The sequence below is a fragment of the Microbispora catharanthi genome, assembly GCF_006334915.2.
GTDB classification, from domain to species: Bacteria; Actinomycetota; Actinomycetes; order Streptosporangiales; family Streptosporangiaceae; genus Microbispora; species Microbispora catharanthi.
In genome coordinates, this window is record NZ_VDMA02000016.1 from 197,992 (window position 1) to 221,906 (window position 23,915).

The 23,915-nt window shown below is 71.6% G+C and carries 25 protein-coding genes; 10 read left to right on the forward strand and 15 right to left on the reverse strand.

The window, feature by feature from the left end; translation table 11 throughout:
• Positions 1 to 37: 37 nt before the first annotated feature.
• Complete coding sequence (locus FH610_RS27940) at positions 38 to 1,261, reverse strand: isochorismate synthase (protein WP_139577999.1); 1,224 nt, start codon at positions 1,259 to 1,261, stop codon at positions 38 to 40.
• Positions 1,262 to 1,432: 171 nt separating this feature from the next.
• Here FH610_RS27940 and FH610_RS27945 point away from each other — a divergent pair, with 171 nt between their 5' ends.
• On the forward strand, positions 1,433 to 2,248 hold the full coding sequence (locus FH610_RS27945; RefSeq protein WP_139578000.1) for an SGNH/GDSL hydrolase family protein: 816 nt from the start codon (positions 1,433 to 1,435) through the stop codon (positions 2,246 to 2,248).
• An 11-nt stretch (positions 2,249 to 2,259) separates the two neighbouring features.
• Here FH610_RS27945 and FH610_RS27950 read toward each other — a convergent pair whose 3' ends face one another.
• Positions 2,260 to 2,952, reverse strand: coding sequence for a FadR/GntR family transcriptional regulator (locus FH610_RS27950; protein ID WP_139578001.1), 693 nt, complete (start codon positions 2,950 to 2,952; stop codon positions 2,260 to 2,262).
• A 309-nt stretch (positions 2,953 to 3,261) separates the two neighbouring features.
• On the opposite strand from FH610_RS27950, the gene FH610_RS27955 reads away from it, so the two are divergent.
• Positions 3,262 to 4,938 (forward strand): 2-isopropylmalate synthase, encoded by a 1,677-nt coding sequence (locus tag FH610_RS27955; RefSeq protein ID WP_139578060.1) that lies wholly within the window; start codon positions 3,262 to 3,264, stop codon positions 4,936 to 4,938.
• 191 nt (positions 4,939 to 5,129) lie between these two features.
• On the opposite strand, the gene FH610_RS43905 is transcribed toward FH610_RS27955, so the two are convergent.
• Both FH610_RS43905 and FH610_RS27965 read right to left on the reverse strand, forming a co-directional pair.
• A complete protein-coding gene (locus FH610_RS43905) occupies positions 5,130 to 5,288 on the reverse strand; it encodes a hypothetical protein (RefSeq protein WP_205826114.1) in 159 nt (52 codons plus the stop codon).
• A gap of 102 nt (positions 5,289 to 5,390) precedes the next feature.
• Complete coding sequence (locus FH610_RS27965) at positions 5,391 to 5,945, reverse strand: CGNR zinc finger domain-containing protein (RefSeq protein ID WP_139578002.1); 555 nt, start codon at positions 5,943 to 5,945, stop codon at positions 5,391 to 5,393.
• Positions 5,946 to 6,014: 69 nt separating this feature from the next.
• On the opposite strand from FH610_RS27965, the gene FH610_RS27970 reads away from it, so the two are divergent.
• Positions 6,015 to 6,926, forward strand: coding sequence for an NAD(P)-dependent oxidoreductase (locus FH610_RS27970; RefSeq protein ID WP_139578003.1), 912 nt, complete (start codon positions 6,015 to 6,017; stop codon positions 6,924 to 6,926).
• Positions 6,927 to 7,291: 365 nt separating this feature from the next.
• Here FH610_RS27970 and FH610_RS27975 read toward each other — a convergent pair whose 3' ends face one another.
• On the reverse strand, positions 7,292 to 8,164 hold the full coding sequence (locus FH610_RS27975; RefSeq protein ID WP_139578004.1) for a helix-turn-helix transcriptional regulator: 873 nt from the start codon (positions 8,162 to 8,164) through the stop codon (positions 7,292 to 7,294).
• A 150-nt stretch (positions 8,165 to 8,314) separates the two neighbouring features.
• Between FH610_RS27975 and FH610_RS27980 the strand changes: the two genes are divergently transcribed.
• On the forward strand, positions 8,315 to 9,121 hold the full coding sequence (locus FH610_RS27980) for an alpha/beta fold hydrolase (protein ID WP_139578005.1): 807 nt from the start codon (positions 8,315 to 8,317) through the stop codon (positions 9,119 to 9,121).
• A 57-nt stretch (positions 9,122 to 9,178) separates the two neighbouring features.
• Positions 9,179 to 10,096, forward strand: a complete 918-nt coding sequence (locus FH610_RS27985) for an NADP-dependent oxidoreductase (protein ID WP_139578006.1) — start codon at positions 9,179 to 9,181, stop codon at positions 10,094 to 10,096.
• An 87-nt stretch (positions 10,097 to 10,183) separates the two neighbouring features.
• Here the strand turns inward: FH610_RS27985 and FH610_RS27990 are convergent, their stop codons facing one another.
• Positions 10,184 to 11,155, reverse strand: coding sequence for a GlxA family transcriptional regulator (locus FH610_RS27990; protein WP_139578007.1), 972 nt, complete (start codon positions 11,153 to 11,155; stop codon positions 10,184 to 10,186).
• A gap of 72 nt (positions 11,156 to 11,227) precedes the next feature.
• On the opposite strand from FH610_RS27990, the gene FH610_RS27995 reads away from it, so the two are divergent.
• Together FH610_RS27995 and FH610_RS28000 are read left to right on the forward strand one after the other, a co-directional pair.
• Complete coding sequence (locus FH610_RS27995) at positions 11,228 to 12,436, forward strand: MFS transporter (RefSeq protein ID WP_139578008.1); 1,209 nt, start codon at positions 11,228 to 11,230, stop codon at positions 12,434 to 12,436.
• A gap of 82 nt (positions 12,437 to 12,518) precedes the next feature.
• Entirely contained in the window at positions 12,519 to 13,511 is a 993-nt protein-coding gene (locus FH610_RS28000; protein WP_139578009.1) for a BtrH N-terminal domain-containing protein, read from the forward strand.
• Between the two features lie 48 nt (positions 13,512 to 13,559).
• Here FH610_RS28000 and FH610_RS28005 read toward each other — a convergent pair whose 3' ends face one another.
• On the reverse strand, positions 13,560 to 14,132 hold the full coding sequence (locus FH610_RS28005; protein WP_139578010.1) for a CGNR zinc finger domain-containing protein: 573 nt from the start codon (positions 14,130 to 14,132) through the stop codon (positions 13,560 to 13,562).
• A gap of 21 nt (positions 14,133 to 14,153) precedes the next feature.
• Between FH610_RS28005 and FH610_RS28010 the strand changes: the two genes are divergently transcribed.
• On the forward strand, positions 14,154 to 14,597 hold the full coding sequence (locus FH610_RS28010; protein WP_139578011.1) for a VOC family protein: 444 nt from the start codon (positions 14,154 to 14,156) through the stop codon (positions 14,595 to 14,597).
• A gap of 4 nt (positions 14,598 to 14,601) precedes the next feature.
• Here the strand turns inward: FH610_RS28010 and FH610_RS28015 are convergent, their stop codons facing one another.
• The 5 genes from FH610_RS28015 to FH610_RS28035 all read right to left on the reverse strand — a co-directional run bounded on the left by FH610_RS28015 (position 14,602) and on the right by FH610_RS28035 (position 18,813).
• A complete protein-coding gene (locus FH610_RS28015) occupies positions 14,602 to 15,207 on the reverse strand; it encodes a response regulator transcription factor (protein ID WP_139578012.1) in 606 nt (201 codons plus the stop codon).
• Complete coding sequence (locus FH610_RS28020; protein ID WP_139578013.1) at positions 15,204 to 16,328, reverse strand: sensor histidine kinase; 1,125 nt, start codon at positions 16,326 to 16,328, stop codon at positions 15,204 to 15,206. Before FH610_RS28020 ends, FH610_RS28015 begins: the two co-directional genes overlap by 4 nt.
• 20 nt (positions 16,329 to 16,348) lie before the next feature.
• Positions 16,349 to 17,074: an ABC transporter permease gene (locus FH610_RS28025; protein WP_139578061.1), complete on the reverse strand. Its 726-nt coding sequence runs from the start codon at positions 17,072 to 17,074 to the stop codon at positions 16,349 to 16,351.
• On the reverse strand, positions 17,074 to 17,970 hold the full coding sequence (locus tag FH610_RS28030; protein ID WP_139578014.1) for an ABC transporter ATP-binding protein: 897 nt from the start codon (positions 17,968 to 17,970) through the stop codon (positions 17,074 to 17,076). Before FH610_RS28030 ends, FH610_RS28025 begins: the two co-directional genes overlap by 1 nt.
• Positions 17,971 to 18,078: 108 nt before the next feature.
• Positions 18,079 to 18,813 carry an alpha/beta fold hydrolase gene (locus tag FH610_RS28035; RefSeq protein WP_139578015.1) on the reverse strand — a complete coding sequence of 245 codons (735 nt, stop codon included), beginning with the start codon at positions 18,811 to 18,813 and terminating at the stop codon, positions 18,079 to 18,081.
• Between the two features lie 42 nt (positions 18,814 to 18,855).
• On the opposite strand from FH610_RS28035, the gene FH610_RS28040 reads away from it, so the two are divergent.
• Positions 18,856 to 19,815, forward strand: coding sequence for a helix-turn-helix transcriptional regulator (locus FH610_RS28040; RefSeq protein ID WP_139578016.1), 960 nt, complete (start codon positions 18,856 to 18,858; stop codon positions 19,813 to 19,815).
• On the opposite strand, the gene FH610_RS28045 is transcribed toward FH610_RS28040, so the two are convergent.
• Positions 19,797 to 20,636: a helix-turn-helix transcriptional regulator gene (locus FH610_RS28045; RefSeq protein WP_139578017.1), complete on the reverse strand. Its 840-nt coding sequence runs from the start codon at positions 20,634 to 20,636 to the stop codon at positions 19,797 to 19,799. The two genes, FH610_RS28040 and FH610_RS28045, sit on opposite strands and share 19 nt — an antisense overlap.
• A gap of 220 nt (positions 20,637 to 20,856) precedes the next feature.
• Between FH610_RS28045 and FH610_RS28050 the strand changes: the two genes are divergently transcribed.
• Positions 20,857 to 21,618 (forward strand): SDR family NAD(P)-dependent oxidoreductase, encoded by a 762-nt coding sequence (locus tag FH610_RS28050; protein WP_139578018.1) that lies wholly within the window; start codon positions 20,857 to 20,859, stop codon positions 21,616 to 21,618.
• Between the two features lie 114 nt (positions 21,619 to 21,732).
• On the opposite strand, the gene FH610_RS28055 is transcribed toward FH610_RS28050, so the two are convergent.
• Together FH610_RS28055 and FH610_RS28060 are read right to left on the reverse strand one after the other, a co-directional pair.
• Positions 21,733 to 23,115, reverse strand: coding sequence for a glycosyltransferase family 4 protein (locus FH610_RS28055; protein ID WP_240809233.1), 1,383 nt, complete (start codon positions 23,113 to 23,115; stop codon positions 21,733 to 21,735).
• A gap of 97 nt (positions 23,116 to 23,212) precedes the next feature.
• Entirely contained in the window at positions 23,213 to 23,911 is a 699-nt protein-coding gene (locus FH610_RS28060; protein ID WP_205826118.1) for a class I SAM-dependent methyltransferase, read from the reverse strand.
• Between the last annotated feature and the right edge of the window lie 4 nt (positions 23,912 to 23,915).

Sequence of the window (23,915 nt, forward strand, 5' to 3'; positions counted from 1 at the left end):
GCCCCGGCCGAGTGGCCTGTGAGCCCGCCCTCGGCGCTCATCCTTCCAGGGCGTACCGCATCACGCGGAGCTTGGCCTGCGCCTCGGCGAGTTCGGCGGCGGGGTCCGACCCGGCCATGATGCCGCAGCCGGCGAACAGCCGGGCGCGCCTGCCCGAGACGTACGCGCAGCGCAGCGCGATGCCCCACTCGCCGTCGCCGCGCGAGTCGATCCAGCCGACCGGCCCGGCGTAGCCCGCGCGGTCCATGCCCTCCAGTTCGCGGATGACGCCGAGCGCGGCGCCGGTGGGCGTCCCGCCGACGGCGGCCGTGGGGTGCATGGCCGCCACCACGTCGAGCACCGACGCGCCGTCGGACAGCCGCCCGGTGACCCGGCTGGCCAGATGCTGCACGTTGGGCAGCACCAGGAGCTCGGGCTCGTCGGGGACGTGCAGCGCCGAGCACAGCGGGGCGAGGGCCTCCCGGACCGAGGCGACCGCGCAGGCGTGCTCGTGACGGTCCTTCTGCGAGGCGTGCAGCGCGGCGCCGCGGGCTGCGTCGTCGGCCGGGCCGCCGCCGCGCGCCGTCGTGCCCGCGAGCACCAGCGACTCCACCGCCTGGCCGGTGTGCCGCACCAGCAGTTCCGGCGTCGCGCCGACCAGCCCGTCCACGGAGAACGTGTAGCACTCGGGGTAGCGCTCGGCCAGCCGTCCCAGCAGCACGCGGGGGTCGATGTCCCGCTCGGCGACGGCCGTCAGGTCGCGGGCGAGCACGACCTTGTCCAGCATGCCGTCCTTGATCCGCCGTACGGCCCGCGCGACCCGGTGCTCCCACTGGGCCGCCGTCAGAGAGCCGTCGGCGTACCGGATGCGGCCGGGTTCCCTCGGCGGGCTGACCAGGTCGAAGGCGCTGTCGCCGATAGTGGTGAGCCAGGCGCGGCCGCCCCGCCGGGCGAGCACCACGCGGGGGACCACCAGCACGGTCCCCTGGGCGTCGCCGTCGAAGGTGAAGGAGCCGAAGGCGACCGGTCCCGAGCCCGGCACGCCGACCTGGTCCTCGATGAGCGCCCCCGCGAACAGCGAGGAGAGCCAGCCGCGCGCCCAGTCGAAGCGGCCGGGGCCGGGCGGCACCGCGGCGCGGGCCGCCTCCCCCCAGCCCACGAGTCCCTCACCGTGTCTGATCCAGGCGTACGGCGCGGCGTCGGGCAGACGCGCCAGCAGATCGTCAGGGTCGCTCACCGCGACCGTGCGAACCACGAGGGGCCGGATAAGAGCGACACTCACCCGACTCACTCTACGCAGGATCTGAACATGTTCGACAAGAGACCCCCCTTGCGGTCGCAGGCTCCCTCTGTCAAGCCGCGATAGGAACTTGGTCATGGAAGGCTCGCCTTCCCTGGTGGCGATAGAGCGCACCTCCACGCGATCCCTACCTTTGATCTCCCGGAGGTGCCCATGATCAAGAAGATCACGCCGGTCCTGGCCGCGGCCGTCCTGCTCGCGCCGACCGGCGCCCACGCCCGTACGACGCCCGCCGTGATGGCGGCGCTGGGAGACTCGATCAGCGCGGGGTTCAACGCCTGCGGCTGGTACGTCGCCTGCACGTCCCGCTCGTGGTCCGCGGGCGACTCGCCGTCGGTGAACAGCCACTATCTGCGCCTGCTCGCCATGGGGAGCGCGATCAAAGGGCACAACCTGAACTTCGCCGTCCCGGGAGCCACGAGCGCCGACCTGGCCGGGCAGGCGCGGCAGGCCGTCCAGGCCGGGGCCGGCTACGTCACCGTCCTGATCGGCGCGCAGGACGCCTGCGTGGGCTCCGAGAAGGAGATGACCCCCGTGGCCGCGTTCCGGCGCAACATCGACGCGGCCTTCGACGTGCTGCGGCCCACCGGCGCGCGGGTCTACGTCGCGAGCATCCCGGACGTCAAGCGCCTGTGGCGGGTCGGCAAGGACAACGGATGGGCGCGCGTCTTCTGGGGGATCGGCCACATCTGCCAGTCGATGCTGGCCAACCCGAAATCCACCGCGAAGAAGGACGAGGCCAGGCGCGACCGGGTGCGCGAGCGGGTGATGGACTACAACGAGCAGCTCGGACAGGCATGCGAGAGCTACGGCCCGGCCTGCCGCTACGACGGGGGCGCGGTCTTCTCCTATCCCTTCGCCCTGAAGCAGGTGAGCGGGTGGGACTACTTCCACCCCAACGCCGACGGGCAGAAGGCCCTCGCCAAGATCACCTTCGACGCGGGCTTCTTCTCCGACGTCGAGCCCTGATCGGGCTCACCTCACCCCGCGCGGCGGAGGCGGTCGAGGGTCTGCTCCAGTTCCTCCTGCAGCACGCGGCCCGCGCCGTCGGCGTCACCGCGCTCGACGGCGCCGACGAACGCCGCGTGGGCGTCGTCTCCCGGGTTCGGGTCACTCGCCCGCAGGTCGAGCAGGTCCACCAGGGCGACCAGACCCTCTCGCAGCCGTGGGACGAACTCGGCGAACAGGTCGGTCAGCACCGGGTTGTGCGCGGCGGCGACGACGGCCGCGTGCAGGGCGATGTCGGCGTCGACGAAGGCGGCGTCACTCTCCCGAGCGGCGGCCCGCCGGGCCTCCAGCGCCGCGTGCAGCGCCGTCACGTCGTCCGGCGTACGGCGCCGCGCCGCCAGCCGGGAGGCTTGCACCTCGACCAGCATGCGCACCTCGTAGACGTCGGCCACGGCGGCACGGCGCAGGCGGGCCGTCCAGTCCTCGGCGGGACTGGTGGCGATGACGAAGACCCCGGCGCCCTGTCGCGCCTGCACCAGCCCGGCTCCGGCCAGCGCGCGCAGGGCCTCGCGGACGGTGGAGCGGCCCACCCCCAGGGTCTTGGCCAGGGTCGTCTCGCCGGGCAGCCGGGTGCCGACCGGCCAGCGGCCCTCGGCGATCTGCTCGCGCAGGCTCTCGACGGCCTGGTCGACGAGAGGGCTGCGGTGGAGTGCGCCGAGCGCCATCGACTTTCACCTCTCAGGTTGTCTGAGGAGTTGTTCTGTGGTTAGTCTAACCGCCATGTCGTCGCACTGGTCCTTCGGCCATGTTTCCGGCCTGCTTCTCGGCCGCCGCGGCGGGGTTTGATCCGAGACCGGCGCCCCGCCGCGGGGTGCCGTGCCGCCGGTCGCCGGCAGACCGACCAAAGGATCACCTCCGTGACCACCGCCTCCACTCCCGTCCCCGCGATCCGCACACCTTTCCCCACGCTTCGCACCCCGGACGGCCCGGTGCCCGCCGACGCTCCCGCCTGGAATCCCCAGCGAGGCAGCGCGATGCCGTACCACCGCTACCGGCCCGCCCACGAGCGGGTCGAGATTCCCGAGATCCGGCGCGCATGGCCGGGGCGCAGGATCGAGCGGGCCCCACTGTGGGTGCCCGTGGACCTGCGCGACGGCAACCAGGCGCTCGCCGAGCCGATGGACACGCCGCGCAAGCGCCGCATGTTCGACCTCCTCGTCGCTATGGGGTTCAAGGAGATCGAGGTCGGCTACCCGTCGTCGAGCCGGACCGACTTCGACTTCGTCCGTCACCTGGCCGCACGCGGCGCGGTGCCGGACGACGTGACCCCCGTGGTGTTCACGGCGGCCCGCCGCGACCTCATCGAGCAGACCTTCGCCTCGATCCAGGGCATGCCGCGCGCGGTGGTGCACCTGTACACCGCGACCGCGCCGGTCTGGCGCGACGTCGTGCTCGGACAGGACCGGGCCGGCCTGCACGCGCTCATCCGGGAGGCCGCCGAGCACGTCGCGCGGCTCGCCGACGCCATGCCGGAGACGGCGGTGCGGTTCGAGTTCTCCCCTGAGGTGTTCAACTGCACCGAGCCCGACTTCGTCCTGGAGGTCTGCAACGGCCTCACCCGGCTGTGGGACGCCTCGCCCGACCGGCCGGTGATCCACAACCTGCCCGCCACCGTCGAGATCGCCACGCCGAACCTGTACGCCGACCAGATCGAGTACATGCACCACCACCTCGAACGGCGTGACGCGGTCATCCTCTCGGTCCACCCGCACAACGACAGGGGCACGGGGGTGGCCTGCGCGGAGCTCGCCGTACTGGCCGGGGCGCAACGCGTCGAGGGGTGCCTGTTCGGCAACGGCGAGCGCACCGGGAACGTCGACCTCGTCACCCTCGCGCTGAACCTGTACGCGCAGGGCGTCGACCCGATGGTGGACTTCTCCGACATCGACGTCATCCGGCGGACCGTCGAGGAGTGCAACCGCCTGCCGGTCCACGTACGGCATCCGTACGGGGGAGACCTGGTCTACACGGCCTTCTCCGGCACCCATCAGGACGCGCTCAGCAAGGGCCTCGCCCACCACGAGCGCGCGGCGGCCGAGCGGGGCGTGCCGGTGGGGGAGGCGCCCTGGTCGGTGCCCTATTTGCCGATCGACCCGGCCGACGTCGGCCGCACGTACGAGGCGGTCATCCGGGTCAACAGCCAGTCGGGCAAGGGCGGCATCGCCCACCTCCTCCAGGCGCACCACGGGCTCGACCTGCCGAAGGCGCTGCGCGCCGAGTTCTCCCGCGTCGTGCAGGACGCGACGGACGGCAGTGGGCGGGAGGCCACATCGAAGGACCTGCTCCAGTTGTTCCGCGCCGCGTACATGGCGGAGGACGGGCCGGTCACGCTGTCGTCGTGGGCCGCCGGCGGCGACGGCTTCCACTGCCTGGTGCGGCGGGACGGGCGCGAAAGCGAGGGCACCGGCGCCGAACCGGCGGCGGCCCTCGCCGCCGCGCTGGAGGCGTCCGGAATCGCGGTGGAGGTGCTCTGGCAGGGCGGGCATCCGGCGGAGGGCGGCGCCGTCGCCTACGCCCGGTGCCGCGTCGGCGACACCCCCGCGTGGGGAGCGGGCGAGGACGCCGACGCCGTGACGGCGTCCGCCCGGGCGGTGCTCGCCGCCGTCAACCGCGCCCTGGCCGGGCAGCGGGGTGACCGCTCGCAGGGGTAGCCGGGCGATCTGCTCGTCCTCGGCTGCCTCGGCTGCCTTGCTCGTCTGCCTTGGTGGGAGGCGAGCAAGGCAGCCGAGCCTGAGTGGTCGGCTCCGGAAGTCCTTCGGGCGTTGATCATGACAGACCCGGCAGGCCCTGCTCGGCGAACCGGCCCCGCCAGGTGCGCATTGTGTCCAGGAGCAGGCCCGTCTCAGGGGCGACGCGCGTTGGAGCGCCCGCGCGCCGCGTGCAGGAGGACCTGCGCGCGCAAGCGCAACCGATACTCGGTCTTGTGCCCGTAGGCCATCTTCTTCAGCCGCTTGCGCTCGGCGGCGGTCGGCGCTATCGGGCGGGCCAGGGCAACGGGCATGAGACGAGGGCCGATCGAGAGGTAGCCGGTAGTCGGACGGTTGTCCTGTCCGTTACTGCGCGCGGGTGGTCGGGCTTGCCGGGCCTGATCACGACTGTTGGGTCAGCTCCCGGCGAGTCGTGCCTTCTTGACCTTGTTGCCGCAGGTGTTCATGGAACACCAACGGCGGTTGGCTCCGCGGCTGGTGTCAAGGAAGAGCCCCGCGCATCCGGGGCCTTCGCAGTTCTTGATGCGGCTGCGGTCGGGGCCCCCGAGGATGTGGATGGCATCTGTGGCCAGGACCCCGAGGGCGTCACCGACAGGCGTCGTCTCGGTCAGGTGCCATCCTGCGAGATCGCCTTCGAGCGCGGCCTTCGCGTGCCCAGCGGCCGCGACCGTGTTGAGAGTGCGGACATCCTTCGAATCGGGCTGTTCACCTGCGGCGATCGCCGACCCGATTCGGTAGATCACCTCGCGCAGCTCGACGGCGTCCTTCAGATCGGTCAGCGACACGTCCGTGGCGTCAAGCCCTGTCGCCTGCAGCCACATCTTCAGTCGTGCAGGGTCAGTCAGCCGCTCTCGCGGCGCCATGCCGGCTCGATCGCTGAGGGTGGCAGTGAACCGGAACGCCAGGACCTCGTTGTCCATTCGGAACACACGGCGTACGTCCTCGGTCATTCCGACCTCCGCAGTGAGCGACAACACCTTTCGAACCGTCTTAGCCAGTTCGACATGATGATACCCCCCATGACATCGTGGAACCGTCTTAGACGGTTCATAGAGAGGGTTCTCCACATGAGCGACATCGCGGTCATCGGTCTGGGAGCAATGGGGCGGCCCATCGCACGCAACCTCTTGAGGGCCGGGTACGACGTCGTGGTGTGGAACCGCTCCGACAGGCCCGCGGACGAGCTTGTCGCGGCGGGTGCCCGGCGAGCCACCTCCGTCGCCGAGGCCATGCACTCACCGGTGGTCTTCTCGGTCCTGGCCGATGACCGGGCCGTCGCCGAGACGTTCATCGACTCCGGTGTTCTCGCTCAGGCCCCGGGCGGGACTGTTCACGTCAACCTCGCGACGGTGAGCGCCGGCCTGGCTCGCCGGGCCGGCGCAGCGCACGCTGAGCATGGTGTCGGGTACGTCGCGGCACCAGTCTTCGGCCGTGTTCCGGTCGCCGAAGCCGGAGCACTCAACATCCTCGCGGCGGGCGAGCAGGGGCTGATCGACCGCGTGCAGCCGCTCTTCGATGTGATCGGCTCGCGGACCTGGCGACTCGGCGATCGTCCGGAGCAGGCCAACATCGTGAAGATCCTCGGGAACTACCTGATCGCCTGCGCGATCCAGTCGCTGGGCGAGGCTGTCAGCCTCGCGGAGGGCGCCGGTGTCGACTCGGGGCAGTTCGTCGAACTGCTGACCGCAACACTCTTCCCGGGAGCCGTCTACACCGGCTACGGGTCGATGATTGCCGAACGGCGCTACCAGCCGCCCGGATTCACTACAGTCCTGGGCCGCAAGGACCTCCACCTCGCGCTCGACGCAGCGAACGACAACGACATTCCGCTCCCGATCGGTGAACTGCTGCGGACTGTCTTCGATCAGGCCATCGCCGACGGTCGCGAGGCGGACGACTGGGCGGTCATTGCGGAACAGCAGCCGCGGTGACCGTCGTGGGCCAATGACCAGCTCGTCCGGCACGCTGATGTCGTCCTCACACGCATTTGGATCAGCGAGGCGGTAGAGAACCCCGAACACCGCTTCGTAGGCCACCATCCGTGCCAAGGCGCCGATTCGCTCACTCGGCACACTCACCTCGTCCACCAGATGCAAAAGCGCCCGGGCTCCATCGGAAAATGGACCGTTCGGCCGCCGTCGCAGATCTCGCCGGATGTTCGCGATCCACACGTCGGCGTTGTCTCGCCAGGAGTCGATCTCCGCAGACCACAGGCTTCGAAGCAGCCGATAACGCGCTAGCTGTGGGCTGTTCTCGCTGACCTCGAAACGGATCCAATCCGATGGGTCACCAGCGCCTAACTGCCGGAGCTGATCCCACGCGTCGCGGCGGTGTCGTGCCGGTGCCGCGGGCCGAGCACGCGCAGCATGTCCAGCGCCTCGGTGCCGCCGGGCGGCGGGGTGAAGACCCGCAGTCGCTGGTCCGCCGCAGGCGTCGCCAGCACCTCGCAGTCGAACTCGATCCTGCCCAGGTCGGGATGCATGAGCCGGTATGGGTGTGACCTGCGCACCGCGACCTCGTGCCGGTCCCAGAGCGCCGCGAAGTCGGCGCTGGCCGCGCGGAGCCGCGTGACAAGTGTGCGGGCTGCCGCGTCGTCCCCGCGGCGCGTTACCGCGGCGCGCAGGTCGGCGACCAGCTGCCGGGAGTGCTCCTCGTGCTCCTCGGCCGCGAAGTGGTTCCGCACGTCCGGCTCGGTGAACCAGCGCAGCACGATGTTGCGGTCCTCCTTGGCCACCCTGCACACGCACCCGAACAACGCCTGCGCCATGTCGTTCTGCGCCAGCAGGTCGCCCAGGTCGCTCAGGACCTGGACCGGAACGCTGTCCAGCCGGTCGAGCAGGTACAGCATGCTCGGCCGCAGATACTCCCCGGCCCGCGCCCCCTCCGGCGGGCGGTGCCCGGCGAGCAGGTACAGGTGGTCCCGCTCGTCGGTCGTCAGTCGCAGCGCGTGCGTCAGCGCGGCCAGCATCTGAACCGAGGGCTGCGGGCTCCTGGCCTGCTCGAGCCGCATGTAATAGTCGGCCGACATACCGGCGAGTGCCGCGACCTCCTCGCGGCGCAGTCCCGGCGTACGCCGCCTCGGCCCCTCGACCAGTCCGACGTCCCGTGGAGTCAGCCGCTCTCGGGACCGGCGCAGGAAATCGGCGAGGTCGTCGCGGTGAATCCCCATATCGGTAGTGATATCACCGTTCGTCAAACACATCCTGGGACCGTCGATCCTAGGGAGACCGCTCCGTTCCTGACCGTCGATGGCGAAGGCATAGTCGAGGCGTGGCCGTCCAAGGCCTATCCGTACGAGGAAAACGATGAAGGCGGTCTCATGAGGGAATCCGTGCTGGAAGTTCCCGGCGCGCGGCTGCGTCATTTCGTCCGTGGCTCGGGCCCCCTGCTCCTGCTCGTCGCCGGCGGATATGGGGACGCCGCCGTGAACGAGGCTCTCGCCACCCACCTCGCCGGCAGGTACACCGTCCTCACCTACGACCGCCGTGGCCTGTCGGGTAGCACCACCGACGACCCCGGACTGACGCTGGCCACGCACGCCGACGACGTCTCCCACCTGCTCTCCGCCCTCACCACGGAACCCGCCCACGTCTACGGCAGCAGCATCGGCGCCCTGATCTCGCTGGAGCTGACGACAAGGCACCCCGGGCAGGTCGGCGTGGTCGTCGCGCACGAACCGCCCGTCACCCAGCTGTTGCCTGAGCCGGAGCGCGCTCTCGCCATCGAGGATCTGCTCGCAGCCGAGGAGACGTTCAAGGCGGAGGGCGCCTTCCCCGCCCTGCGCAGGTTCGCGAAGTTCGCCGGCATCGACCCGACAGATCGTGAGCCCGACGTCGAGCCGCGCGTTCCGGGGCCGGAACAGCTGCCGAACCTGGAGTTCTTCCTCACGTACGACGCCCCGGCCGTACGGACTCACGCACTCGACCTGACCGCGCTCAAGAACTCACCCGCCCGTGTCGTGCCCGCTGTCGGTGAGAACTCGGGCCACATCTGGGCGCACAAGTGCGCCAGGTTGCTCGCCGAGGAGCTGGGGATCGCCTGCGAGACGTTCCCCGGCGGGCACAACGGATACGTCTTCCGCCCGCGCGCGACCGCGGAGCGACTTCACCAGGTGCTCGACGTCTAGGCCTGCCGGACCGGCACTCCAACACCTATCCGAACGAGGAAGAGCGGTGATCACGCGATGAAGGCGGTGCGGTTCCACGAGTACGGCGGCATCGATGTGCTGCGGGTGGAGGAGGTGGAGCGTCCGGTGCCCGGCCCCGGGCAGGTGCTGGTGGAGGTCCGCGCGGCCGGGATCCAGCCCGGCGAGGTGATGATCCGGAAGGGCGCGCGGCACGAGCGCTGGCCGGCGACGTTCCCCTCCGGGCAGGGCAGCGATCTGGCCGGTGTCGTGGTGGAGGCCGGTCCGCAGGCGCGTGGTGTCGCGGTGGGCGACGAGGTTCTCGGCTTCACCCACAACAGGGCAAGTCACGCGGAGTTTGTCGTGGTCGACGACGTGAATCTGACCCCGCGTCCGGAGGGGCTGTCCTGGGACGTGGCCGGGTCGTTGTACGTGGCCGGCACGACCGCGTACGCCACCGTGTTCGCGGTCGACCCCGGACCGGCCGACACGGTCGTCGTGTCCGGTGCGGCCGGCGGCGTCGGGTCCCTTGCCGTGCAGCTCGCGCGGCGGCGCGGCGCCACGGTGATCGGGCTGGCGAGCGAGCCGAATCACGCCTGGTTGAAGGATCGCGGTGTCGTCCCGGTCGAGTACGGGGAGGGCGTGGCCGAGCGGATCCGGCAGGCCTCCGGCGGGAACGTCGACGCCTTCATCGACACGTTCGGCGACGGCTACGTGGATCTGGCAGTGGAGCTGGGCGTACGGCCCGAGCGGATCGACACGATCCGCGACTGGCGGACCGCCGCCAAGGTTGGTGCGCGGACCTACGGCGAAGGCGCGGCGGCGTGCGCGGTCGTGCTCGGAGAGCTGGCCCGGCTCGCCGCGCGCGGGGAGCTGGAGGTGCCGATCGCCCGCGTCTACCCGCTGGAGCGGGTGCGGGACGCCTTCCGCGACCTGGAACGGGGGCACACGCACGGCAAGATCGTGCTCCGGCCCTAGGGAGGGCGGGAGACCAGGGCCATGGTGGGTGCTCGCCGTACAGAGCAAGTGGACGGGTGGGGGTCGCGGCGGAACCGCCCGGGAGCTTCAGCGGAAGGAACGGCGGTAGGCGGCCGGGGTGGTGCGCAGGGCGGTGTGGAAGCGGCGGCGGAGGTTGACCGCCGAGGAGAGGCCCACGCGGGTGGCGATGGTCTCGACGGGCAGGTCGGTCTCCTCCAGCAGGGCGCGGGTGGCGGCCAGGCGGCGTTCCAGCAGCCAGCGGGCGGGTGGAACGCCGAGCTGATCGGCGAACTGGCGGGTGAGGGTGCGGGGGGAGACGCCCGAGTAGGCGGCCATGTCCTTGACGGTGACCTGGTCGGGCAGGCGCGAGAGGAGCCATTCGAGCAGGGGGGCCAGGGAGTCCGGCATGGGGCCGGTGGTGGGGAGGGGAGGGTACTGGCGCTGGCAGCCCTCGCGGTGCGGACCGGCGGCGAGCTGGCGGCCGATGCGCATGGCGTGGGCCGCGCCGTACTCCTGGAGGACCTGGTGAAGGCAGAGGTCGAGGGTGGCGGCCGAGGCTCCGGCGGTGGCGACGTCGCCGTGATCGACGTAGATGACGGTGTCGTCGGGGATGACGCGGGGGTGGCGCGCGGCGAGTTCGCCGGACAGTTCCCAGTGGACGGAGGCGCGGCGGCCGTCCAGGAGGCCCAGGGCGGCGGGGATGAAGATTCCGGCGCAGACGGCGACGATGCGGGCGCCTCGGGTATGGGCTTGGGACACCGCGTGGAGTACGGCGGCCGAGGGGGTGAGGGTCCAGCTCGCGATGACCACGGTGTCGGCGTCGTCGAGGGCTTCGAGACCGCTGTCCACCTGGATGGGGACGCCGAGGGTGGTGGGGAGGGAGCCGGGGCGCTCGGCGCACAGGCTGAAGCTGTAGTGCTGGGGGATGTCGGGGCCGTGGTAGCCGAAGACCCCTGAGGCGGAGGTGACCGGGTAGAGCTCCTGGTTCGGGGCGACCAAGGCGACCACGCGATGCGGGTCGGGGGGCGTAGGCGGCGTTTCCGGACAATCCAAGGCCATGGCGCAAATGTACCTAATGATGTCATTTGGGACACCGGTGCTCTGATCTGGGAAAATCCAAGATTGGGGCTCATGTGGACGAGGAACTTCACCCTCTACTTCGGGGCTCGCACGATCTCGCTGCTCGGCGACGCGATGATGCCCGTCGCCTCGGCGCTGGCGATCGGGAGAGTCCATGGGATCGCGGGCGTCGGCTACGTGCTCGCGCTCTGGACCGCGTCGGCGGTGCTGGTCATGGTGTTCGGCGGGGTGGTCGCCGACCGGATCGGCGCCCGGCGCTTGATGATCGGCGCGGACATGGTCAGGGTCGTCACCCAGGGGGCGGTGGCCGTCGCCTTCCTGGATGGTGCTCCGCCGTACGCCCTGTTGCTGGTGACGGCGTTCCTGTCGGGCGCGGCCGCCGGGATGTTCGAACCGGGCGTCAACGGCATGGTCCCCCTGGTCGCCGGAGATCCGCAGCGGGCCAACGCGACGTTGAAGATCGCCGAGGCGGTCACCCAGATGGTGGGGCCCGCGCTGGCCGGAGTCCTCATCGTCGTCGCCGGTCCGGTCTTCGTCTACACGGTGGACGCCGCGACGTTCCTGGTCAGCGGGGTGTGCCTGCTGCTGGTCCGGGTCACCGCACCCAGGCCGGAGCCCTCCGACGTGCTGAGCGACCTGCGCAGGGGCTGGGAGGAGTTCACGGCCAGGAGCTGGATGTGGTCGGTCATCCTGGTCTGGGTGTTCTGGGGCGTTCTGGTGATCGGGCCGTATGTGCCGCTGTCATCCCAGGCCATCGGAGCCGGCTACGGCTGGGTGATGACGGCGCTCGGACTCGGCACCGTGCTGGGCGGGCTGGTGGCGATCAGGCTCAGGCCGCGCAGGCCGCTGGCGGCCGGGGCGGTGGCGTTGAGCGGGTACGTGGCGGTGCCGCTGGCGGTCGCACTCGGGCTGCCGCTGCCGCTGCTGATGGCCGGGCACCTGCTCGGAGGGTGCGCGTTGGCGTTCTGGTCGGTGATGTGGTCGGCCAGCGTGCAGACACAGGTCGCGCCGGACGTGGTGAACCGGGTCAACGCCTACCAGGTGGCCGGGTCGGTCGCGGGCATGGCAGTCGGGCAGGCGCTGGCCGGTCCGGTCACCGCGCTGGTCGAACCGCGCGCTTTCATGCTGGGGTCGGCCCTGGTGACGGTCGGCGTGGTGGTGGCGCTGCTGTCGATCAGGCCGGTCAGGCGGCTGGGCCGGGAGCCTCAGGAGTGCGCAGGCCGGTCGATCCCGGTCTCGGCCGGCTTGCCGACGAGATGATCAGGCCTGGCGGTGGACTCTCCCACTGTGGGAGACCTGACGCTACTTCCAGCGATCAGGGATAGGGATGAGGAGAGCGAGCATGGCCATCGTGAAGGACGTCGAGGCCCGTGGAATGCACCACTGCGAGACGACGGCGCTGGGGGTGCTGTTGCGGCATGAGGGACTCGATCTGTCCGAGCCCATGCTGTTCGGGCTGGGCTCGGGCCTGTCCTTCATCTACTGGGACAGCAAGAGCATGCCGTTCCCCCTTCTCGGAGGCCGCGTCAAGCCTTTCGACCTCACCAGGAACCTGGCCGCCAGGCTGGGGCTGACGTTGACGGTTGAGGAGACCACCTCGGCGCGCAAGGCGTGGGAGAACGTGGCCGCCCCCATCGACGCCGGTCGGCCGGTCGGCCTCCAGCTCGACTCCTACCACCTGGACTATTTCCGCTCCACGGTGCACTTCGGCGGTCATGTCGTCGCCATGTACGGCTACGACGAGCACGACGTCTACCTTGTGGACACCGACCAGCAGGGAGGAGCGGTGCGCACCAGCCGGGCCGGCCTCGCCATGGCACGGGCCGAACGCGGCCCGATGACCGCCAGGAACCGATCCTTCACCATCACCCTGCCGGCTCACCCGCTCTCCTGGCAGGACCGGATCATCCCCGCCATCAGAGACTGCGCCGACGCCTTCCTCGCCGCTCCCATCGCGAATCTGGGCCACCGCGGCATCGAGAAGGCCGGCAAGCAGGTGCCCGGATGGCTGCTACGCGCCGGCGAGCCGCGGCGGGACCTGCCGCAGGCCGCCCTCCTCATGGAGAAGGGCGGCACCGGCGGCGCCCTGTTCCGCGCCCTCTATCGCGACTTCCTCGACGAGTGCACCCGGCTGATCGACGACGACGACCTCCGCGCCGGTCACCGGCTGTACGCCGAGGCCGCCGTCCTGTGGACGCAGGTGTCCACCCTGATCGCGAAGGCGGGGGAGAGCGGCGACGCGGGATGCCTCGAGCAGGCCGGCGCCATCCTCCACGATCTTTCGCGCGTCGAGAAGGACGCCATGCAACTGCTGCGTCGGTTGTCGACGGCCTGAGTCATGTTCACGTCGTCCCGGCTTTGTGCCGGCTGGAGCAGGCGAACGCTAGCCCTCGCGGGAGCGGTGGGCGCGGACCTTGTGGCGGTTGCCGCACCGGTCCATCGAGCACCAGCGCCTGCTGCCCGGGCGTGAGGTGTCGACGAAGATGAGGGCGCAGTTGTCCCCCGCGCACTCCCGCACGCGGTCCGCGTAGGGGCCGGTGAACAGCTCGATCGCGTCCCTCGCGACGGTCGAGACCACCTGGCCTCCGGTCGCGGGGGCGGCCCAGGATCGCAGCCCGTCCGCCGTCATCACGGGCGTCAGCGGCGGCGCCGACGCTGCCCGGTTGACCGCGTCCACGTCCGCCTGCCTCGGCGTGCGTCCGTGGACGCGGTCGCCGGCCAGCCCCCACAGCGCGGTGCGCAGGGCTTTGGCACGGATGAGCTCGTCGGCCGTCGTGTCCACCTCCTCCAGGCCGAGCCGGGACACGGCGGCCCATCGGGCGAGGTCGGCGGTTCCGTGCAGCGTCTCGTAGTGGGCGTAGACCCCCACGCCGCCGCTCACCAGGAACTCCAGGCAGAGGGCGCCCGGATCGAAGCGGAAGGAGACGCCGTCGCGTGGATGTAGCGTCAAGCTCATGTAACCACTATAAAGGGTTACATGACTCTCGAATGGAAGCTCGTCATCGACTGTGCCGACCCGCATGCGCAGGCCGCGTTCTGGGCGGAGGCCCTGGGCTACGAGGTGGAGGACAACAGCGCGGTGGTCGGCCGGCTCCTGGCCGCCGGCGTCGTGGGGGAGGAGGCGGTGACCCCCGACCGCGCGGCCTTCCGGACGCTGCGGGCCGTGCGGCACCCGGACGACCCGGTCGATCCGGACACCGGCACCGGCCTCGGCCGCCGGATCCTCTTCCAGGCGGTCCCCGAGCCGAAGGCCGGCAAGAACCGCCTGCACATCGACCTGCACGCGGGTCCCGAGCGCAGGGACGCCGAGGTGGACCGGCTCAAGGCACTGGGCGCCACCGTGCTGCGCACCGTCCGGGAGCCCGGGGGCCACCACGTGACCATGGCCGACCCCGAGGGCAACGAGTTCGACGTGCAGTGAGCCGCTACAGCCAGCCGTTGTGCCGGGCCAGGCGGGCGGCCTCGATCCGGTTCCTGGTGCCGGTCTTGCCGATGGCCGACGACAGGTAGTTGCGCACGGTGCTGTCCGACAGGTGGAGACGGGCCGAGATGTCGGAGATCGTCGAGCCGTCGGCCGCCGCGGCGAGGACGTCCCGCTCCCGGTCGGTCAGCGGGCTCGGGCCGGTGCTCAGCGCGGCCGCCGCGAGCGCGGGGTCGATGACCCGCTCGCCGCGCAGCACGCGGCGGACGGCGTCCGCGAGATCCTCGACCGGGCCGTCCTTGACCAGGAATCCGCGCGCCCCGGCTTCCATGGCGCGGCGCAGGTAGCCGGGCCGCCCGAACGTCGTGAGGATGAGCACGGCGCAGCCGGGCAGGTGCTCGCGCAGGTCGGCGGCGGTCTCCAGCCCGCCGCGGCCCGGCATCTCGATGTCGAGCAGGGCCACGTCGGGCCGGGTGCGCAGGGCGGTGTCCACCACCTCGTCGCCGTGGCCGACCTGGGCGACGACCTCGATGTCCTCCTCCAGGCCGAGGAGCAGGGCCAGCGCGCCGCGCATCATGCCCTGGTCCTCGGCCAGCAGCACCTTGATCACTGACCGTCCTCCTTCGCGTACGGCACGGCCACCCGGAGCAGGAAGCCTCCGTCCGCCGGTGCCGTGGTCTCCACGGTGCCGGCGGCGGCCTTCACCCGCTCGCGCAGGCCGATCAGCCCGTTGCCGTGCCCCTGGGCCTTCTTCGGCGGGCCGTCGTCGCGGATCTCCAGCACCAGGAGCCCGCCGTCGTCGCGCAGGCCGATCTCGCAGGCCGACGCGCGGCTGTGCCGTACGACGTTGGTCACGCCCTCGCGGACGGCCCAGCCGAGCAGGGCGTCGGTCTCGGGATCGGGCCGTACGGAGGAGGTGCGGACCGTCGCCTCGATGCCGGCGTCCGCGAGCGCGGCGTGGGCGGAGTCGAGCTCGGCGGCGAGCCCCCTGCCCCGGTAGCCGGTGACGGCGGCCCGCACCTCGGTCAGCGCCTGCCGCCCGATCTGCTCGATGTCGGCCGCCTGCCCCGCCGCCGCGTCGGCGTCCACCCGCGACAGCCGGCGTACGGCCTCGGCCTTGACGACCATGATCGAGAGGGTGTGCCCGAGCAGGTCGTGCAGGTCGCGGGAGAACCGCAGCCGCTCCTCGGTCACCGCGGCCCGGGCCAGCTCCTCGCGGGTGGCCTTGAGCTCGTGGATGGCCTCCCACAGCCGGATGATGATCGCTGGTATCAGGCCCGCGGTGAACGTGCCCCAGACCATGGAGAACACGCCGGTGAGACCGGCGTCGGCCCGTACGGCCACGGCCAGAGCGGCGGCGCACTCGGCGATCAGGATCACCGGCAGGATCTTGCCGCGCACGGTGATCCCGGTGGCGACGGCCAGCATGACGATCAGGTAGAGCCAGTTGTGCCGGAAGCCGGTGGCGGACGCCAGGACCACCACCGCGAGCAGCCCCAGCATCGGCAGGGCGCGCCGCCGGTTCGCGAAGGCGAAGTGTGCGGTGACCACGTAGAGCCCGGCGGCGGCCAGCGCGGCCGGCCATGCCAGCCAGAGGGGATGGGACCGGCCGTGTGTGATGTCCCACACGGGTGCCGCCGTCACGGTCACCCACATGTACATGCCCTTGGCGTCGGGGCCGCGCTCGCCCTCGCGTAGCGGGTCGAGCCAGGTGTCGCGTTCTGTCGTCATCGGGAACGTCACATTAGCGGTCAGGCCCGGCGGCCGGCGCGGCGGTAGCCGTACACCGCGTAGACGCCGAAGACGAGCAGCCAGGCCGACAGGAGGACGACCTGACGGAGGGTGGGGACGTCGCCGAACGCGATCCGCCAGGACAGGCCCGCGTAGCTGTTCGACGGGGTCCACTCGGCGATCGCCCGCAGCCAGGACGGGAAGTTCTCGACCGGCACCCACAGGCCGCCGAGGATGGACAGTGTCAGCATGGTCGCGATGTTGGCCATCGCCGCCGACTGACCCGACAGGCGGTAGCCGTTGCCGAGACCGAGCAGGGAGAAGGGCACGGTGCCCGCCCACAGGAGCGCGACGATCGCCAGCCACCGCTGCGGGGGGAGCGTTACGTGGTTGACCAGCACGCCGGCCAGCAACACGGCCGCGATGCTCGGCACGACGGCGACCGCTCCGGTGACGACCTTCCCGGCCACGACCTGGGCCGAGGTCAGCGGGGTGAGCCGCAACTGGCGCAGCCACCCCGCCGCGCGGTCCTCAGCGATGCCGCTGCCGTTGTTGAACGCGCCGCCGAGCGCGCCATAGGCCGCCATGCTGACCATCGTGTAGATCGCGGCGTCGTGCCGGTCGCCGGGGGCCAGGCCGAGGTTGGTGAAGACGAGGTACATGACGACCGGCATCACGATGCCGAAGATCACGTAGCCGCCGTCGCGTACGGACCTGGTCAGTTCGAGCCGCACGTATCCCCACATCACGCGTTCTCCTTCGCCGTGAGGGCCACGAAGGCGTCCTCCAGATCGGCCGGGACGACCTCCAGCTCGCGGACGGCGCCCGCGCGGGCGAGGGCCATGACGGTGGCGTCGGAGTCGCCGCTGCGCAGGTGGACCCGGCCGCCCCTGATCTCCATGTGGCGCACGCCCGGCAGGGTCGAGAGCCAGGCGGACTCGCCGTCGGCGGTCACGCTCACCGTGGTCAGCGCCGCCGCCCGCTTGATCTCCGCGCTGGTGCCGTCGGCGATCACCCGGCCGTGGCCGAGCACGACGACGCGGTCGGCGTGCTCGTCGGCCTCGTCCAGGTAGTGGGTGCTGAACAGGATGGTCTTGCCCTGGCTGGCCAGCCCGCGCATGCCGTCCCAGAACTCGCGCCGGGCCTCCACGTCGAGCGCGGCGGTGGGCTCGTCGAGGACGATCAGGTCGGGGTCGCCGCACACCGCCATCGCGAACCGCACGCGCTGCGCCTGCCCGCCGGACAACCGGTCCACCCGGCGGTCGCGCAGGTCTCCGATCCGGGCGAGTGTGAGCACCCGGTCGAGGGGGAGGGGAGCGGCGTAGGTCCCGGACACGAAGGTCAGCAACTCGCGGACCGTGACCCGGGGGATGAGGCCGCCCTCCTGCGGCATCGCGCCCACCAGGCCCTGCCGTACGGCCTCCTCGGGGTCGAGCCCGAACAGCGCGGCCCGCCCGGAGTCTGGCGGCAGCAGTCCGAGCAGCAGCGCGATGGTGGTCGACTTGCCCGCGCCGTTGGGGCCGAGGAGGGCCACCGTCTGACCGCGGGGGATGGCGAGCGTGAGCCCGTCCACGGCCCGTACGGGGCCGAAGCGCTTGGTCGCCGAGGTCAGGGACACGGCGTCGGCGGTTTTCGTGGTCATGGGGACGACGGTAGGCGGGCGCCGTCGGCCCAGGTAGAGAGATCGATACGGCCCTGGGCAGGACAAATGTCCCACCCAGGGAATCTACATTGTAAAGGCGTCGGCTTGTTACGCCATCTCGGCGAGAAGCACGGCCAGATCACCTGAGCGGGAGAGCATCGGCCAGTGACCGGTGGGCAGCTCACGCAGCTCCCACTCCGGTCCGGCCAGCGGCGCGAACGCCGGATGTCCGGTCGCGATCAGCTCCTTGACCTGCGCGAGCGGGAACGAGGAGCTCACCAGCGTCTTCGGCAGCGCGGCGAACGCGGCGGCGTCGTCTCCCAGCGCGAGGGGCTGCGTGATCGCGCCGAGCGGCTGGTCGGTGGCCCGGGCGGCCATCAGCGCGCGCTCGCGCTCGCCCAGCCCCTCCAAACTCGCGCCCGACTCCTGCAGTTCGTCCCAGGAGGGCATGGGGTAGCGCCGGCCGTCCACGACGCGCTTCTCGACGAACTCCCGCCCGGTGAGGTCGATCTGGGCCATGCCGTCCGGCACCGGGCCGCTCTCGACGTACACGACGCGGCTCACACGGCCGGCCGCGCGGGCGGCGGCTCCGGTGATGGCGGCGGCGCTCCCGCTGTGGCCGACGAGCACGACGTCGTGCAGGTCCTCGGCCTCGACGAGGCCGGTGATGTCGCGGATGTGGGTGTCCAGGTCGAGATCGGGGGAGGCGAGGTGGGCGCGGTCGGCGAGGCCGGTGAGGGTCAGGGGGTAAACCTCGTGCCCCATCCCGCGAAGGGCGGCGGTCACGTCCCGCCATGCCCACGCGCCGAGCCAGAAACCAGGGACAAGTACGTATGTCGTCATGCGTCGACGCTAGAGCCGAATCAGGGCAGAATCGGTCCTGATATGTCGACCAATCGCGTTCTCGCCTTCCTGGAACTGCTGCAGGCCAGGCCCGGGCTCACCGGTCCCGAGCTGGCCGAGCGCCTGGAGGTGGACGTGCGGAGCGTGCGCCGCTACGTGCGCAGGCTGGAGGACCTCGGTATTCCGGTGGAGGCCGAGCGGGGACGCTACGGCGGCTACCGGCTGATGCCGGGATACCGGCTGCCGCCGCTCATGCTGACCGGCGACGAGGCCACCGCCGTGGTGCTCGGGCTGCTCGCGGGCCGCCGCGCGGGCCTGACGGTGGGAGAGGGGGCGGCCGAGAGCGCGCTCGCGAAGATCCAGCGGGTGCTGCCCGACGCCCTGCGCGACCGGGTCGGCGCCGTCGAGGACATGGTCGGCCTGACCACCCGCTCCGCCACGACCTCCCGGCCGAGCGGGGCCACGTTGCTGACGCTGGCCGACGCGGCCCGCCGTCGTCTCCGCGTACGGCTGGCCTACCGGTCCTACCGGGGGCAGGACAGCGAGCGGACGGTCGATCCCTACGGACTGGTGTTCCACTCGGGCCGCTGGTATCTGACCGGCCACGACCACCACAGGGGGGAGGTGCGGACGTTCCGGCTCGACCGGATCGGCCGGGCGGAGATGACGGAGGAGGAGTTTCCCGCCCCCGGGGAGTTCGACGCGGTCGCCCACGTCATGGCGTCGCTGGCCGGCGTGCCGTACCGGTACGAGGTCGAGGTGGTGCTGGCCACGACGATGGAGGAGGCCCGGCGGCGGATCCCGCCGACGGTGGCCGCGCTCGCCCCGGTGGACGGCGGCGTCCGGATGACCGGCCGCGCGGAGCGGCTGGACGGCATGGCGCAGGTGCTGGCCGGCCTCGGCGTGCCGTTCACCGTGGTCGGCCCGCCGGAGCTGCGCGAGGAGGTCCGGGCGCTCGCCCGTCGCCTGGAGGAGTGGGCCGGTCAGGCCCCGAGGCGCTGACTGCCGATGACGGCGAGCAGGCGCAGCTTGTCGTGGCTCTCGGTGCCCGGCGTGGCCGTGTAGACGAGCAGCGCCTGCGACTGGTCGGGATCGAGCAACGTCTGACACTGCAGTTCCAGCATGCCGAGCTCCGGGTGCAGCAGCCGTTTGGTGTCCGGGTACCCGAGACCCACCTCGTGCCTGTCCCAGAGCGCGGCGAACTCGGCGCTGCGGCCGAGGAGGTCGTGGGTGACAGCGGCGGCGCGGGAGCGGGGCCCTTCGCGCGTGGCGGCCTCCCGCAGCAGGGCGGTGAACACGCGTCCATACAGGGGATGGTCGTCCTCCGGGTAGAGGCGCCGTTCGGCCGGGTCGGTGAACCACCGGTAGAAGACGCTGCGCGCCATGCCGCTGAAGACGGTCTGGTCGCCGAACAGGGCGACGGCGGCCGGGGTCTGCCGGAGCGTCTCGCCGAGTCCGGTGGTGACCAGGGCGGGTGTGTCGCAGAGCCGGTCGAGCACGCGCATGATCCCCGGGTTCACGTGGTCGCCCCGCAGCGCCCGCTGGGGTGCGCTGTGCCCGGCGAGCCGGAAGAGGTGGTCACGCTCGGCGAGGGTCAGGCGCAGCCCGCGGGCGATCGCGGCGAGCATCTGCTCCGACGGCTGAGGCCCTCTCCGGCGTTCCATCCGGCTGTAGTAGTCGCTGGACATGCCGCAGAGGGCGGCCACCTCCTCGCGGCGGAGCCCGCTGGTGCGCCGGCGCGGCCCGCGGACCATCCCGACGTCCTCGGGCTGCAGGGCCTCCCTGCGCTTGCGCAGGAAGTCGGCCAGTCCCTCGCGGTCCACGCTCGCGCCTCCTTGCCTTCTCCCGTCTCCGCTCATCCTTCCGCGCCGGGCGCCCTGTATCCACGGCCTGCCGATCCCCGGATACGCGGGCCCCGGCTGCGTGGGCCGTGGCTGCGTTGGCCGTGGATAGGTGGGCCGTGGCAGCCCGGCGCGCGGCCGGGTGAACTGGGCGTGACGGCCCCGCCGGGGGCCGTGTTCCCGATGACCAGGAGCTTCGATCATGACCTCTCAGCGAATCGCCCTCATCACCGGCGGCAACCGGGGCCTCGGGCGTGCCACGGCCCTCGCCCTCGCCGAGCGCGGCGTCGACGTCGTCGTCACCTATAGGGCCGGCAAGGACCAGGCCGAGGAGGTCGTCGAGTCCGTGACCCGGCTCGGCCGCACCGCGGCGGCGCTGTCGCTGGACACCGCGGCGGTGGCCGGGTTCGACGGCTTCGCGGACGAGTTGCGCCGCACCCTGCGCGAGCGGTGGGACCGGGACGAGTTCGACTACCTCGTCAACAACGCCGGCATCGCGGTCAGCGCGGCGTTCACCGACACGACCGAGAGCGAGTTCGACGCCCTGACCGACGTGCACTTCAAGGGCGTCTTCTTCCTCACGCAGAAGTTGCTGCCCCTCATCGCGGACGGCGGCCGGATCGTCAACCTGTCGACCGGGCTGACCAGGTTCGCGAGCGTGGGGCAGGCGGCGTACGCGTCGGTGAAGGGCGCGGTGGAGGTGCTGACGCGATACCTCGCCAAGGAACTCGGGCCGCGCGGCATCACGGTCAACACCGTCGCCCCCGGCCCGGTCGGCACCGACTTCGCGGGCGGCATCATGCGGGACGACGAGGGGTTCCGCGCCGTGCTCGCGTCGCAGACCGCGCTGGGACGGGTGGGGGAGCCCGCCGACGTCGGGGGCGCGATCGGCGCCCTGCTCGCCGACGAGAGCCGCTGGATCACCGGACAGCGCGTCGAGGTCTCCGGCGGCATCTTCCTGTGACCGTGGCCCCGGTGCGGTGCGGTGCGGTGCGGTGGGTGGTGCGGTGGGTGGAGCCGCCGGCGGTGCTCCGCACGGTCCTCCGGATCGCCCGTGAGGCGGCCCCCCGCCGGTGGTTCACGCGTTCTGGCTGAGCCGTGCCGTCCGCCCGTCCGGCGTACGGCCGACGTCGAGCGCGGCGGCGCCGAGAGGGCCAGGCCGTTCCCCGGCGTCCTGTTCGCCCGCCTCGGCCGACCCGTACGCGAGCGGGTCGCCGGGCGCGTGGCCGCGCCGCCGGTCCACCAGGCCGGACAGCAGGTCCTCCCACCGGGCGCCGATGACGTCGAGGTCGTGGCGCGCGGCCGTCTTCAGCGCGTTGGCGCCCATCTGGCGGCGCAGGTCCTCGTCCTCGATGAGCGTGCAGATGGCGTCGGCCATCGCATGGATCTTCTCCGGCTTCACCAGCAGGCCGTCGTGGCCGTGGGTGATCATCTCCTTGGGGCCGGTCGGGCAGTCGTAGCTGACGACGGGGACGCCCTTGCTCATCGCCTCGAGGATGACCATCGGCATGCCCTCGTGGCGGGAGCTCAGCACGAACATCGAGGCGTCCGCGAGGACGGCGCCGACGTCCTCGACCGGGCCTTCGAGGAACACCCGTTCGGAGAGCCCGCGCTTATCGATCGACGCCTGGAGCTTCTCCTGCCGGGGGCCGCCGCCGTAGATCCGCAGCGTCCAGTCCGGGTGCCGCGCCGCGACGTGCGCCCACGCGCGGATGAGCAGGTCGTAGCCCTTGCCCCAGGTCAGGCGGCCCACGGTGACGACGGTCTTCGCGGTGACCGGTGAGACGCCGCCGTTCAGGCGGGGCGTCGCGTTGGGCACCTGCGCCAGCACGGCCGGCAGGTCCTTGCGCGCCTTCTCGAAGGACCGCTCGTAGGCGCGCAGGTCGGCCTGCGTGAGGGTGACGACCGCGTCGTGCCTGGCATACCTGCGGATGATCTGCTTGCGCACCAGTGGCTGGTGCGAGGACAGGTTCCCGTGCTCCTGGGCGACCGTGATGATCTCCGGGGGTGCGAAGCGGGCGGCGATCAGGTTCAGACCGGGCCGGGTCCCGATGAGGACGCCCCTGCGGCGGGAGCGAATGTAGCGGACCAGCTTGAGGTCGGTGCGCAGGGTGAACCAGTGGTAGGCCGCCTCGTCCTTCGGCACCAGCCTGCTCGGGAACCGTGACAGCAGGCCCTTGCGGCGGGGCAGCCGGTTGTCGAGGTAGCGGACGCGCACTCCGGGAGGAACGGGGAGGAAGGGCTCCTCGCGTTCCCGTACGACGCTCACGATCTCGACATCGTGGGTGCGCGCCAGATATCCGGCGAGGTTGAAGACCGTGCGGATCGTGCCGCCCATGCCGTTGGCGTGCAGCAGCAGGATCCGGATCTCGTGACCGTCGGGCGGCGGTGCCGAGCGAGCACGCTGCCGGTCACGGGCCTCCAGCGCCCGTACGACCGCCCTGGCCGCTTTCCTTGCCACCCTGCGGTGAAGAGAAGACACAGTCACGCCCCGTTTCGTGTCAGACGAAGATCCCCTTTCCCTATGACGTAACCGGCAGTTGTTCCGTTGTTGTGAACTAGGTCACACCGTGCTCGGAAAGCCGATATATGGTCGTCCGTTTGCTGGGGGCGTCCTCCAGGAAGGCGGGCACCTGATGCACCCCGACCTGCTCGAACACACCCTGAGGGAGATAGGAGCAGGCGCGGTCGGGCACCCCGATAAGGACCTCGCCGCCGGCCCGGGACAGGAACGGGGTGACCCGCCGGGCCAGCGGCTCCTCGTAGTAGACGTCCCCGGCCAGCACGACCTGCTGGGACGGCGTCCCGTCGAGCAGGTCGCCACCGGCGATCCGCACCGCGACGCCGTTCGCGCGGGCGTTCACGCTGACGGCCGCCAGCGCGTACGGGTCGACGTCGTTGGCGACGACCAGGGCGGCTCCGGCCAGCGCCGCGGCGACCGCGACCAGGCCCGAGCCGCTGGCGAGGTCGAGGACGGTGCGGCCCCGCACGATCTCGGGGTGGTCGAGCACGTGGCGGGCCAGCGCCTGCCCGCCGGCCCAGGGGCAGGCCCAGAAGGGCAGCCGCCCGGCGCGCTCCCACAGCTCGTACACGAGGTCGTCCCCGCCCGCGTCCGGCACGGCATACGGCCCGGCGCCGGGCGTGATCAGGCGCAGCCGTATCTCCGGCACGTACGGCACGGCCGCGAGCCCGGTATGCGCGCGGACGAAGTCCTCGGCGTCGTCCTCCACGGCCGCCGATCGTATCCGCACGGACACGCGT

Bases quoted from the DNA above. Each gene is read 5' to 3' on its own strand.
- FH610_RS27945 (WP_139578000.1), top strand. From the start codon at position 1,433: ATGATCAAGAAGATCACGCCGGTCCTGGCCGCGGCCGTCCTGCTCGCG.
- FH610_RS27950 (WP_139578001.1), bottom strand. From the start codon at position 2,952: ATGGCGCTCGGCGCACTCCACCGCAGCCCTCTCGTCGACCAGGCCGTC.
- FH610_RS27955 (WP_139578060.1), top strand. From the start codon at position 3,262: ATGCCGTACCACCGCTACCGGCCCGCCCACGAGCGGGTCGAGATTCCC.
- FH610_RS43905 (WP_205826114.1), bottom strand. From the start codon at position 5,288: ATGCCCGTTGCCCTGGCCCGCCCGATAGCGCCGACCGCCGCCGAGCGC.
- FH610_RS27965 (WP_139578002.1), bottom strand. From the start codon at position 5,945: ATGACCGAGGACGTACGCCGTGTGTTCCGAATGGACAACGAGGTCCTG.
- FH610_RS27970 (WP_139578003.1), top strand. From the start codon at position 6,015: ATGACATCGTGGAACCGTCTTAGACGGTTCATAGAGAGGGTTCTCCAC.
- FH610_RS27975 (WP_139578004.1), bottom strand. From the start codon at position 8,164: ATGGGGATTCACCGCGACGACCTCGCCGATTTCCTGCGCCGGTCCCGA.
- FH610_RS27980 (WP_139578005.1), top strand. From the start codon at position 8,315: ATGAGGGAATCCGTGCTGGAAGTTCCCGGCGCGCGGCTGCGTCATTTC.
- FH610_RS27985 (WP_139578006.1), top strand. From the start codon at position 9,179: ATGAAGGCGGTGCGGTTCCACGAGTACGGCGGCATCGATGTGCTGCGG.
- FH610_RS27990 (WP_139578007.1), bottom strand. From the start codon at position 11,155: ATGGCCTTGGATTGTCCGGAAACGCCGCCTACGCCCCCCGACCCGCAT.
- FH610_RS27995 (WP_139578008.1), top strand. From the start codon at position 11,228: ATGTGGACGAGGAACTTCACCCTCTACTTCGGGGCTCGCACGATCTCG.
- FH610_RS28000 (WP_139578009.1), top strand. From the start codon at position 12,519: ATGGCCATCGTGAAGGACGTCGAGGCCCGTGGAATGCACCACTGCGAG.
- FH610_RS28005 (WP_139578010.1), bottom strand. From the start codon at position 14,132: ATGAGCTTGACGCTACATCCACGCGACGGCGTCTCCTTCCGCTTCGAT.
- FH610_RS28010 (WP_139578011.1), top strand. From the start codon at position 14,154: ATGACTCTCGAATGGAAGCTCGTCATCGACTGTGCCGACCCGCATGCG.
- FH610_RS28020 (WP_139578013.1), bottom strand. From the start codon at position 16,328: ATGACGACAGAACGCGACACCTGGCTCGACCCGCTACGCGAGGGCGAG.
- FH610_RS28025 (WP_139578061.1), bottom strand. From the start codon at position 17,074: ATGTGGGGATACGTGCGGCTCGAACTGACCAGGTCCGTACGCGACGGC.
- FH610_RS28030 (WP_139578014.1), bottom strand. From the start codon at position 17,970: ATGACCACGAAAACCGCCGACGCCGTGTCCCTGACCTCGGCGACCAAG.
- FH610_RS28035 (WP_139578015.1), bottom strand. From the start codon at position 18,813: ATGACGACATACGTACTTGTCCCTGGTTTCTGGCTCGGCGCGTGGGCA.
- FH610_RS28040 (WP_139578016.1), top strand. From the start codon at position 18,856: ATGTCGACCAATCGCGTTCTCGCCTTCCTGGAACTGCTGCAGGCCAGG.
- FH610_RS28050 (WP_139578018.1), top strand. From the start codon at position 20,857: ATGACCTCTCAGCGAATCGCCCTCATCACCGGCGGCAACCGGGGCCTC.